Source organism: Komagataeibacter ossonobensis (genome assembly GCF_057359305.1).
In genome coordinates, this window is the sequence record NZ_JBXAYQ010000063.1 from 1 (window position 1) to 11,176 (window position 11,176).

The following is an 11,176-nucleotide window of genomic DNA, read 5'->3' on the forward strand; positions in this document are numbered from 1 at the left end:
CCGGGCTCATCGAAGGTTAGAAGTAAGATATGGCCGGTTCAGGGATGAATGTCTCAACGAAACGTTGCTCACGTCCCTGATGCATGCCCGCCAGATTCTGGCTGACTGGCGGGCAGACTACAATACGGTGCGCCCCCACATCCCCAACTGGATGGCAAACACCGGACCCGGTCGCCAGACAAGGGTCTCAAGGGCATGGCAGAACGGCATGATAATCTGGATAATGAAACCAGACGGAACTCACCAGATGTATGAATGATCTACGTAGCAGTCCCGTAGATTTTGAGGATGAATCTCCTGTAGCTTCCCGGTATGGGTTCTGAGCAGGGGCGTAAGAAAAAATGGTATATGCCCCGTTCCTGTCTCACAGTCTGGACCTTCTCTGCCGTGACCATTTTGCCGACATTGTCATACCATGGTGCAGATCAGGCTGACTGCCAGTCCGTTCCGGGCCGAAATCGCGCCAGACGAGCCCGTCGGCTTCGTCGTCTGGCGCGTGTCAGGACCCTGAAATGGCAAAGAACACTCATGTATTGCTCGGGGGCTGTGCTGATCGGGATTATTTCCGTGATCTTTGCCCATCTGGGGGATGCGGCGGCCGATCTGCGTTACCACATCGTCGCCCTGAATGCCTGGTCCATGCTTCTGATTGCACCGCTTGGACTGGTCGCCATTACCTGGTTGACGCGCGTGCTGTTCAATGGTGCCCAAGGCTCGGGTATCCCCCAGACAATTGCAACATTGCATATGCATAATTTCATGCTGGTGGACCGAATCCTGACATTGCGCATTGCGCTCGGCAAGATCCTGATGACATGCCTCGGTCTGATCTGCGGCGCCTCAATCGGTCGTGAAGGACCCAGCGTCCAGATCGGGGCGTCCATCATGCATGCGTTCTCGCGGGCCATGGGTCAGCATAATGACGTCACCCGACACGGTATGATCCTGGCGGGCGGAGCCGCCGGCATGGCTGCGGCCTTCAACACGCCCCTGGCCGGAGTTGTATTCGCCATTGAGGAACTCGCCCATTCCTTTGAACAGAAATCGTCAGGACGGACACTGACCGTCATCATCTTTTCCGGGATCACCGCGATTGCCCTGCTGGGGAATTATACCTATTTCGGTCGCACCAGTGCCTCCATCCCGGTTGGTGTCGCATGGTTGGCCGTTCTGGTGTGTGGTGTAAGCGGTGGGCTGGCAGGTGGCCTTTTTGCCCGCCTTGTCATCAGGCTGTCAAAAGGATTGCCTGGATCACTTCGTCCGTTTGCAGCACGTTTCCCTCTCGGGTTTGCTGCTCTATGCGGTCTGCTTCTGGCCCTGATCGGACTGGCATCCGATGGTGCAACCTATGGTACGGGCTATCTCCAGGCGCGGGGGATCGTGGATGGCAGCCTCCATTATCCCGCGTCCTTCTTTCTCCTGAAGTACCTTTCCATGCTCATCACCTTCTGTTCGGGGATACCCGGGGGCATGTTTGCACCATCTCTTGCCATTGGCGCCGGAATGGGCGGATGGATCGAGCAGTTCCTGCCCCATACATCTCCAGGCGCGGTCGTTCTGCTTGGGATGGCGGCATATTTCTGTGGCGTTGCCCAGTCCCCCCTCACGGCGACGATTATCGTAATGGAAGTATGCGATAACCAGCAGGTCACGCTGGCGCTTCTCGCGACTGCGTTTCTGGCGTTCGGGGTCTCGCGCACGGTCTGCCCGCATCCGCTTTATTCCGCCCTCGCCGCGGGGTTCATGGAGAAGACGGAACGGAAGGCAGGTCAGGAAAAAACACTTTCAAGGCAGGAAACTGATCCCTCCTGAACCGGGACCCGGGTTGCTGATGCAGTATTCCGAGCCAGAGAACCGTCAGTCAACGAAAGAAGACACGATGCTGCAGCAGGTGCCGAACCGGAAACCACAACCGGAACAGACCGGGAGTTCCTGCAGTCTGGTTTTCCTGGCGTCAGCGTCAATCCTGATCGGACTTGCGACCGGTGCAATCTGTGGGGTCTTCCGCCTGTTTCTTAAAGGGCTGGAAACCGCGCGAACGGATCTGGCTCTCCGGTTTCTGCATGGTTCTCCGTGGGAGGGTTGCTTTCTGGTCGTGGGGGTTGCCCTGGCGGCCCTTGTCGCAGTGGAAATGGTGCGCCGTTTTGCGCCGCTGGCATCAGGCAGCGGTATTCCCCATGTCGAGGCCGTGCTGTCGGGCGTCGCAGTCCCAGCGCCATGGGTGCTCATCCCGGTCAAGTTCATTGGTGGTCTGCTGGCGATTGGAAGTGGACTGGCCCTGGGACGCGAAGGGCCAAGCGTGCAGATGGGTGCCGCGGCAGCCAATACGATCGGACGACTGCTCTCTCTGGGGCAGGCGGACTGTCGCGCTCTCCTCGCCGCTGGCGCAGGAGCCGGTCTTGCAACGGCCTTCAATGCGCCTGCTGCAGGTGCCGTTTTTGTCCTGGAAGAACTGGTGGGACGGTTTGAAGCCAGAATGGTGTGTGCGGCACTCGGGGCGTCCATTTCAGCCATTCTGATCAGTCGTGGCATCCTGGGCGGCCAGCCTGATTTCATCGTGTTCCATCAGGTCCCGCCTGAAGCGATCGCGAAGCAGCTGTTCTTTGTCATGACCGGTCTCATGACCGGTCTGCTGGCGGTTGGATATAACCGGACAATTCTTGCAGCACTGCGCCTTGCCGACCGTCTGCCTGTCAGCATACCCGTCAGGGCCGTTCTGATTGGTGGTCTGGCTGGACTTGTTGTGTGGCTTGATCCCCATCTGGCAGGTGGAGGAGACTGGATTACCCAGGCAGCGATAAATAATACGATAAGCTGGCGTATTATCCCTGCCCTGTTCGTTTTCCGGTTGATCTTCGGTGCGATTTCCTATGCTGCCGCAACACCAGGAGGACTATTTGCACCCATGCTTGCCCTGGGGGCACTGTCCGGATTGGCCTGCAGCTTTGTGGCGCAGATACTGAGCCCGGATACAGCGCTGGCGACCACGCCATTTGTGATTGTCGGCATGGCCTCCATGTTTGCGGGATCCGTTCGATCGCCCTTGACGGGCATTATCCTCGTCATGGAAATGACCGGATCGTCCGATCTTGTATTGCCGCTTCTGTCTGGAAGCTTCGCGGCAATGGTAGTGGCAGGAGCGCTCGGCGATACACCGATCTACGAGGCGCTGAGGCTCAGGGCAGCAACCGGAAGACGCTGAAATTATCACCTTTTGGAATACCTGTTTCATAAGGAATCATTCAGACCGGGATGCGGATGACGGATAGAGCCTGCGGGCGACCCGTTCCATGGTCAATCCCTGCACGATAATGGTGAACACTACCACGCCGTAACAGACAGGCAGCAGCAGATTGCGCAATTCACCGGGTGGCAGTCCAAGCGCCAGCGAAACCGAGATGCCGCCACGCAGGCCGCCCCAGGTCAGGATACCCAGAACACGGCCACGCTCCCATTGCCGGAGATGAACCGGGAGGGTGGAAAACAGCACGCTCAATGCCCGCACGGCGATGGACAGCGGGATCACGGCAAGCGTTGCCAGCACCGTAAACAGATGCGGCGTGATCTCCAGTATTTCAAAGCCGATAAGCATGAACAGCAGGACATTCAGCACTTCGTCAATCAGGGTCCAGGCGATATCGAGTTCCTTGCGGGACGCTTCATCGAAAACGGAATGGCTATAGCTTGTTCCGAAACACAATCCGGCCACGACGACAGCAATCGCGCCTGACATGCCAAGGTGGTTGGCAATGCTGAAGGTTCCGGTCGCCAGGGCCAGTGACGTCAGCAGATCGATATGCGGATCCCGCTGCCCCTTGAGCACACGAAGCGCAATCCACCCCGTCAGTGCACCCAGCAGGCCGCCACCAAGCGCCTCGCGGCAGAAGCTGAGGGCAATCCCGGAGGCGGCTACGCCCTGACTGTCTCCGGTCGCCAGTCCGATCGTCACACCGAAAATAACGACCCCGACGCCGTCATTGAACAGGCTCTCGCCCGCGAAAATGGCCTGAAGCGGCCCCGGCAGCCCCAGACGCTTTAACATCCCCACGACCGAAACCGGATCAGTAGGCGCGAGAATGGCGCCGAGCACGATGCACCATGTAAAGGGAACAGCGTGGCCCAACAGCGGAAAAACACTCCAGGCCGCGCCCGCCAGAAAGGCCACGGCCAGAACAGTCCCGAGAATGGACAGGGCTGTCACGGACATCAGTTTCGCACGCAGGTGTCCGACATCAACCTGCATGGCTCCGGCAAAGAGAAGAAGTGACAGCGCACCATTCAGAAGCGCCGCGGGTAGGTTGATGACCCCCAGCACAGACCGCGGCAGGGCCTGAAGATCATAGGCCGGGATCAGCAGGTTCAGAACCATGACCAGCAGGGAAGTCAGCAACGAGAAGATCAGAACGCCGATCGTCACGGGAACGCGAAGCGTGTGGTGATTGAGAATGCTAAAGGCAGCGGCAAGCACGAGAAGCAGGGCGATCAGGCTGATGGTATCCATGGTATGATCGCTGGCCTTTCTGGCGTTTCGCGTCAAGAAAAACCGGTGCTCTCTTTTATAGACCGGGATCTGCCAGAAGGACGGATATTCACAAAAGGTTACCGGTTCTGGCATCCCGAGCGGAATGCCCGCCATCACTGATCCGCCCTAGCCTGAGCGCATTGGTAACGACGGTGACGGAAGACAGCGCCATGGCGGCACCTGCGATCATCGGCGATAGCAACAGTCCGAATACCGGGTAGAGGACGCCTGCCGCAACCGGAATGCCGATCCCGTTGAACAGAAACGAGAAGGCAAGGTTCTGCCGGATATTGCGCATGATCGCGTGCGCCAGTTTTCGGGCGCGGACCAGCGCACCCAGGCTGCCATGGGCCAGTGTGATGCCTGCGCTCTCGATGGCGACGTCAGTCCCTGTTCCCATGGCGATACCTACGGAAGCCGCCGCGAGGGCCGGCGCGTCGTTCACGCCGTCTCCCGTCATCGCCACATGGCGGCCGACACTCTCCAACTGTCTGATGATATCGGCCTTGTCCTGGGGCTTCAGCCCGGCGTGTACCTCTGCAATGTTCCCGGCAGCCTGTGCCACAGCTCTTGCAGTCGTCTCGTTATCGCCAGTCAGCATGACGATGCGCATCCCGTCATCATGCAGCGCCGCTAACGCAGCTTTCGTGTCTTCCCGCAGCGGATCGGCCACGGCAATCGTCCCCGCTGCTTTCCCGTCTATCGCAACAAACATGACCCCCGCGCCGGACTGACGATATCGCGTTGCATCTGCCTCCAGCGGAGCGGAATCTGCCCCGGCCTGCTTGAGCCTTTCGGCATTGCCGATCACCACCTGACGGCCGCCTGCCGTGCCGCTGACGCCTAGGCCGGGCTGTGAGGCGAAATCGCTGACCTGCACCAGCGTGCCATGGCGCTCCTTCAGTGCCCGGACCACTGCCTGGGCCAGCGGATGCTGGGACTGCGCTTCGATTGAGGCCGCCAGACGCAGCACATCGTCCTCCTGCCACTCTGGCGCAACGTCGAGGGCGATCAGCCGGGGATGTCCTTCCGTGAGCGTGCCGGTCTTGTCCACCACCAGGGTGTCCACCTTGTCCAGTGCCTGCAGGGCCTCGGCATTGCGCACCAGAACGCCCTCACGCGCGCCGCGCCCGGTGCCGACCATGATGGACATCGGCGTGGCCAGTCCCAACGCGCAGGGACAGGCGATGATCAAAACGGATATGGCATTGAGCAGGGCATGGCCGAAGCGCGGCGTGGGACCGACAAAATACCACACGACGAAAGTCACGAGGGATATACCCAACACCAGCGGGACGAACCAGTCCGACACGCGGTCGGCGATGCTCTGGATCGGCGCACGACTATGCTGTGCTGTGGCAACCATTGCCACGATGCGAGCAAGCATGGTGTCGCTGCCGACCGCCCGTGCCTCGATTTCCAGGCTGCCAGTGCCGTTAATGGTGCCACCCGTTACCGCATCGCCCGGTTTCTTCGCCACGGGCGCAGGCTCGCCGGTGATCATCGCTTCATCCACACTGGACGCGCCGTTCAGCACCTTGCCATCGACAGGGACGGATTCACCGGGCCGAATGCGGAGACGGTCGCCTGTCGCGATATCTTCGACCGCAACATCGTTTTCCTGGCCGTCAGCGCCAATGCGATGCGCCTGTTTCGGCGTGAGATCCAATAGCGCGCGGATCGCGTTGCCGGTTGCGGCGCGAGCGCGCAGTTCCAGGACCTGCCCAACCAGCACGAGTGCCACCACCACGCCCGCGGCCTCGTAATAGACCGGAAGGCTGCCGTCAGGCATCCGGAAGGTCGCGGGGAAGGCGTCGGGAAAGATCGTTGCCACGAGGCTGTAGCCAAAGGCCGCACCCACGCCGAACATGATCAGGGTGAACATGTTGAAATGGCCGGTGCGTAGTGAGGCGAGACCGCACTGAAAGAACGGTAACCCGGCCCAGCAGACGGCAGGCAGCGTGAGCGCGAGTTGCACCCATGGCGACAGCACAGGCGGCACAGGATGCAGACCGACATCGCCTCCCATGGCGATGAGCATGAGCGGAATGGCAAGCACCCCGGCCACGATCAGGCGGCGCGTAAAATCCCTGAGTTCGGGATTTTCCTTATTGTGCCCGGTCGGATCCTCCGGCTCCAGCGCCATGCCACAGAGCGGGCAGTCTCCGGAGTGATCCTGCCGGATCTGCGGATGCATGGGACAGGTCCAGATTGTGTGGTTTCCGGCAAGAGAGGGCATTTCGTTCGTGGACGTATGATGGTCATGGCCGGTATTGCTGCCCGATTTCTGACCATGTTCCATTGCTGGCATCGCCGGAGCATTACCAGTTTTCTCTGCAGGTTCCAGCGCCATGCCGCACTTAGGGCATTTTCCCGGATGCGTTTCCCTGATTTCCGGGTGCATCGGACAGGTCCACGCCGTCTGGCCTGCCAGGGACTGGTCATGGGTAATGGACGCCTCGTCCGCCACGAAAGCTGCGGGGTCTGCCCCGAATTTCCGCTGGCAGTGTTCACTACAAAAATAATAATCGTGCCCATCATGCAGCGTGTGAAATTTTGCTGTCACAGTATTCACACTCATGCCACAGACCGGATCATGTACGGTTCTGGGCACCATCATCTGCCGATCATCCTGTCTGGTATCCGTCATGCGTGTTTCCCCGATGGAAGCGGCTGAATTTCAGACTGCGATGGAACAGGCATTGAAACCATGTCACAGCACAGACAATGAAACGACCACTTTGTCGAGACAGTTGCCCGCATACCGGTGATCCCCAAAAAGAGCATACATTCAGCGATTACATGATCGTCAGCAGGCATTGACCTACGTCGCTGTTACAATCAGTGTCTGGAATGAACGTAATCTTAGCTTCTGGACTGATGACCGACCTTATTCGAGACCTCATTCTTCGCTGGCGGGACGATCCGGCAGCGACCTATCAGAGCTGGTTTTTATGGGACGAGCGTATCAAGAACTTTCGCTCCATCCGCAGGGGGCTGCAGCAGGTTGTCACCGAGATTGCCGCTGGTACGTTCGGGGTCGCCTATCGTGGCTCCTCACTGGAAACAGTTGTCCATTCGATTGCGGAGCAGCGTCAGATTTTCAAGGGGGCAGATCATGCGTTCCTTTGGAAGCCAAAGCTACGAATTCCAGATATCTACGAGAATCCCGTCAACCAGAAAGCGTTCGGTCAGCTTCTCGATACCTGTCTGTGCTGCAATACTGAAGAGTACGTGGTTTCGGCCATTCATGCGATTGATGCTCGCAAGATAAAGGGACTGGGACCAGCCGTGGCCAATCTGCTGTATTTTCTGCATCCGACAATCATGCCGCCGTTCAACACGGCGATCGTGAAGGGCTATAACGCTCTGACCGGATCGAAGGTGAAACTGGGGCGATGGGAAGAGTATCTCGCCATGCGGCAGGGAATCCTGAAGCTGAATGCGACCTATCGTTCACTGCTTTCCAATGATCTGGGCGCCATCGGAGGACTGCTGTTTGACCTCGGTAGCGGACGCTATACAGCGCCACCTCTCGAGGATGACGAAACCGCGCGAAAGCTTTGGGAAGCCGATCTCCATCAGGTAAGGGAGCAGAGCGCGAAAGAAGCCCGGATCCTCGCCGCGGAGCGGGAAACGGATCATACCCATACCGAGATTCAGGGCTGGCTTCGTGATCTGGGGCTTTCCCTGGGGTATGATGTCTGGATTGCGGCCAATGACCGCAGTCGTCCATGGCAGGACGGTAAATTGGGAGATGGCTGCCTGTCGGTGTTGCCAGGGTTCACGACAGAAACGCAGGGAGCGGAATCCGTGCGCCTGATCGATGTCCTGTGGCTGGACCAAGAAAGCCGCAGGATTGTTGCAGCATTCGAGGTCGAACATTCAACGACCATCTATTCCGGTATCGTGCGGATGCTGGATCTTGCTCTCGGGTCAGAGGCGCAGGCCCTGGAGGGCCTGTTCCTTGTTGCGCCGGACAAGCGGGAAGCCGATGTGCGGGAACAGTTGAAGCGGCCGGCCTTCAGCAGGATTGCCGACCTGAAAGTCCGGTATCTGCCTTATGAGGCGCTTGAGAAGGATCGTGAGGCAATCGAGCGTTTTGGTCATGGGATGAAGCCTATTCAGGCAATATCCCATCTTCTTACCCCAGCGTGATGTTGATGACAGCAATGAGCGGTACAATATCTGTTTCAGAGCGGGCAGAGAAATCGGGGCAGCTTCCCTCTCTGTCCCGAACGTCTTTTGCCATACGATGTCCGCTTATCGGAACCGGGAGCGGTCCTGTTATACTACCAGGTGGAGAGATCGAAGAACCGTTGATTGAAGGCATTATGTCCTGATTTTGGGCTTAACGAGCAAGTATTGATGGTTCTGGGTAATGACTTTCGCTCTGTGCCTGGGGCAGAACGGGGAGCATTATAGGCTGGTTTTCTACGCGGCGGCGCTGATCCGCTCCAGAAACAGAAAGCGGCGCATGTTGTAGACGATATTGGCCAGTCGGCCGCTGCCGTCGCGCAATGGTTTTCGGTCGTCTCGGCACAACCCGTACCCGAACATGATGGCCGTCTCATCATCGCCCGTCAGGCAGCCGATGCTTATATGCACCGCAGCAAGGCTGAGAACACACTGCGCACCTGTCGCGCCGCCGTCCGGTCCTGGTGTCGCTGGGCCTGCCCTTCAGGAAACGTCCGCGCCTGCGGACTCAGCACCACCTGACCTGCCTGTCGTCCCGCCATCGTTCTGCTTCCGTCATTGCGACAGGAGCATCATCTAATGATGCTTATTTCAGTTTCAGATGACGAGGAGGAAAGAGTTCTTCGTTCTCTGGAATTGATGCTCGCAAAGGAAACGCCGAACAATTTCATGTAGAGTAAGCGCTAACTGAAATCGAGACGGCAAAAATCCACTTTTCCGTTCACATCTCAGTATCCTTAATGTCTCGAATGAAGGCGGCAGCCGCCTTTTCCTCGCATCTCGCCCACATATGTGCTAATGTTGGTTTGTGCTTCATGGGAGAGATATATCATGAGCCGACTGATCATTGATATGACGGATCAGCAGCACCAGAGCCTGAAAGCACTGGCGGCGCTACAGGACAAGACGATCAAACAGTATGCCCTTGAGCGCTTGCTCCCTGATAATCTTGATACTGACCATGCGTGGCAGGAACTTAAAAATCTTCTTAGAGCCCGCGTTCAGGAAGGTCTTGACGGCAAGGTAAGCTCAAAGAGCGTCAGTGCGATCCTTAGTGAGGAACTCAACGAGAAGCACGCTTGAAAAGTTACATCCTTACTGAAGCAGCGGAAGCTGATGTGCGTACAGTCATCCGTTACACAACAAAACAGTGGGGAGACGCTCAGGTTCGTCGATATGTCGCCGTTCTGGAGCAAGGCATTTATCAGTCTCGTCGAAGGTCATAGCGCTTTCAAGGATATGAGTACGCTGTGTCCTGGGTTGAGAATGGTGCAGGTCGACCATCACTACATTTTCTGTCTACCGCGTGAGGGTGCGCCAGCCTTGGTCGTGGCCATTCTACACGAGCGCATGGATCTTCTGACCCGCTTGGCAGGCAGGTTATGATCTGACGTCTGCTTTCGGGAACGCAGATTGCCGAGCCCTACGTCCGGGAAGAGGCAAGTGCTGCCTGCCTGCTTAATTCCTGATCCCAGTGGTTCCGAACCGGATCATCTTATGAGTTGGGAGTTTGACCGGCGATCCGATGCAGGTCCGCATTGTCATATGTCCGGCATCCATCTGCCACCTGCCCCACAAGCCCGGCAATCGCCTTCGCGACAGTTTTCGCGTCAATCGCGCCATATCCAGCAAGCCTGCCGATCATGAACGGTGCCAGCGCCGCCGCCAGCCGCTGACCGATCGCCTCCATCGGTCGTGCCTCTGCACGGTGACCCAGCAACATGCCGGGACGCAGGATGTCCACGCGGCTGAAACCGAGCGCCCTGATGTCGCGCTCGATCTCGCCTTTGGTCCTGAGGTAAAAACCGGGACCGCCCGCCCCCACGGAAGAAACGAGAATGAATTGACGTGCGCCAAGCGCATGTGCCGCTGTAGCAAAAGCGAGGACATAGTCATGATCTACGCGGAACATGGCCGTCTGCGATCCAGCGGCACGAATTGTGGTGCCCAGGCAGGAAATCGCCACGTCAGCGCCAGTTGGGGCGACGGTCCGTAACGTCACCTCGGGCGCCGCGTACAGGCGTTCGAAATCAATGACATGATCGGAGCAAGATGATTTCCGACGCGTCAGGCTGGTGACGACGGTATCAGGCCACTTGGTAAGGTCCGCATCGACAGAACGCCCGATGAGACCGGTGCCTCCGATGAGCAGAACGCGCGTCGTCATCGCAGGATCAGATTGGTGATGACGTCGATTAGTTTGCCGAATGGCGGCTGAAGCAGTGTTGCCGCATTGAAACGCCCCTGTCTGTACACCCCACGGGCATGTGTAAGTGCCATGAAGCCTTCCTTTCCATGATACGCGCCGATCCCACTGTCCCCCACACCGCCAAACGGCAGATCGTCCTGCACATAATGCATCAATGTACCATTGATCGTCACGTTTCCTGAAATCGTGTTCTTCAACACCCTGTCGCGTTCAACGCGGCTGTCGCCAAAATAATACAGGGCCAGAGG

At 58.1% G+C, this 11,176-nt stretch carries 9 protein-coding genes and 1 pseudogene; 5 read left to right on the forward strand and 5 right to left on the reverse strand.

The genetic code is table 11. The features are described from left to right. The 3 genes and pseudogenes from AC1RQ9_RS17580 to AC1RQ9_RS17590 all read left to right on the forward strand — a co-directional run. Positions 1 to 139 (forward strand): annotated as a pseudogene (locus AC1RQ9_RS17580) (integrase core domain-containing protein); the annotation flags it as partial. Positions 140 to 528: 389 nt separating this feature from the next. Continuing rightward, the gene (locus tag AC1RQ9_RS17585) at positions 529 to 1,812 is read left to right on the forward strand and encodes a chloride channel protein (protein WP_019092385.1); all 1,284 of its coding nucleotides are present in this window, start codon (positions 529 to 531) and stop codon (positions 1,810 to 1,812) included. A 67-nt stretch (positions 1,813 to 1,879) separates the two neighbouring features. Further along, positions 1,880 to 3,202 (forward strand): ClC family H(+)/Cl(-) exchange transporter, encoded by a 1,323-nt coding sequence (locus tag AC1RQ9_RS17590; RefSeq protein WP_061276665.1) that lies wholly within the window; start codon positions 1,880 to 1,882, stop codon positions 3,200 to 3,202. Between the two features lie 36 nt (positions 3,203 to 3,238). On the opposite strand, the gene AC1RQ9_RS17595 is transcribed toward AC1RQ9_RS17590, so the two are convergent. Together AC1RQ9_RS17595 and AC1RQ9_RS17600 are read right to left on the reverse strand one after the other, a co-directional pair. After that, a complete protein-coding gene (locus AC1RQ9_RS17595) occupies positions 3,239 to 4,501 on the reverse strand; it encodes a cation:proton antiporter (RefSeq protein WP_019087019.1) in 1,263 nt (420 codons plus the stop codon). Positions 4,502 to 4,589: 88 nt separating this feature from the next. After that, positions 4,590 to 7,172 (reverse strand): heavy metal translocating P-type ATPase, encoded by a 2,583-nt coding sequence (locus AC1RQ9_RS17600; RefSeq protein WP_159264361.1) that lies wholly within the window; start codon positions 7,170 to 7,172, stop codon positions 4,590 to 4,592. Positions 7,173 to 7,402: 230 nt separating this feature from the next. Here AC1RQ9_RS17600 and AC1RQ9_RS17605 point away from each other — a divergent pair, with 230 nt between their 5' ends. Beyond that, on the forward strand, positions 7,403 to 8,680 hold the full coding sequence (locus tag AC1RQ9_RS17605) for a type II restriction endonuclease (RefSeq protein ID WP_217420445.1): 1,278 nt from the start codon (positions 7,403 to 7,405) through the stop codon (positions 8,678 to 8,680). Between the two features lie 276 nt (positions 8,681 to 8,956). Here AC1RQ9_RS17605 and AC1RQ9_RS17610 read toward each other — a convergent pair whose 3' ends face one another. After that, entirely contained in the window at positions 8,957 to 9,130 is a 174-nt protein-coding gene (locus AC1RQ9_RS17610) for a hypothetical protein (protein WP_174520980.1), read from the reverse strand. A gap of 420 nt (positions 9,131 to 9,550) precedes the next feature. Here AC1RQ9_RS17610 and AC1RQ9_RS17615 point away from each other — a divergent pair, with 420 nt between their 5' ends. After that, a complete protein-coding gene (locus AC1RQ9_RS17615) occupies positions 9,551 to 9,802 on the forward strand; it encodes an antitoxin (RefSeq protein ID WP_061276282.1) in 252 nt (83 codons plus the stop codon). A gap of 412 nt (positions 9,803 to 10,214) precedes the next feature. Here AC1RQ9_RS17615 and AC1RQ9_RS17620 read toward each other — a convergent pair whose 3' ends face one another. Continuing rightward, a complete protein-coding gene (locus AC1RQ9_RS17620; RefSeq protein WP_061276280.1) occupies positions 10,215 to 10,886 on the reverse strand; it encodes an NAD(P)H-binding protein in 672 nt (223 codons plus the stop codon). Continuing rightward, positions 10,883 to 11,176, reverse strand: a 294-nt coding sequence (locus tag AC1RQ9_RS17625; protein ID WP_485987976.1) for an aldehyde dehydrogenase family protein, incomplete at its 5' end; no start/stop codon positions are given. The genes AC1RQ9_RS17620 and AC1RQ9_RS17625, both read right to left, overlap by 4 nt.

Coding starts and splice junctions, on each gene's coding strand:
- AC1RQ9_RS17595 (WP_019087019.1), bottom strand. CDS start 4,501: ATGGATACCATCAGCCTGATCGCCCTGCTTCTCGTGCTTGCCGCTGCC.
- AC1RQ9_RS17600 (WP_159264361.1), bottom strand. CDS start 7,172: ATGACGGATACCAGACAGGATGATCGGCAGATGATGGTGCCCAGAACC.
- AC1RQ9_RS17615 (WP_061276282.1), top strand. CDS start 9,551: ATGAGCCGACTGATCATTGATATGACGGATCAGCAGCACCAGAGCCTG.
- AC1RQ9_RS17590 (WP_061276665.1), top strand. CDS start 1,880: ATGCTGCAGCAGGTGCCGAACCGGAAACCACAACCGGAACAGACCGGG.
- AC1RQ9_RS17585 (WP_019092385.1), top strand. CDS start 529: ATGTATTGCTCGGGGGCTGTGCTGATCGGGATTATTTCCGTGATCTTT.
- AC1RQ9_RS17620 (WP_061276280.1), bottom strand. CDS start 10,886: ATGACGACGCGCGTTCTGCTCATCGGAGGCACCGGTCTCATCGGGCGT.
- AC1RQ9_RS17605 (WP_217420445.1), top strand. CDS start 7,403: ATGACCGACCTTATTCGAGACCTCATTCTTCGCTGGCGGGACGATCCG.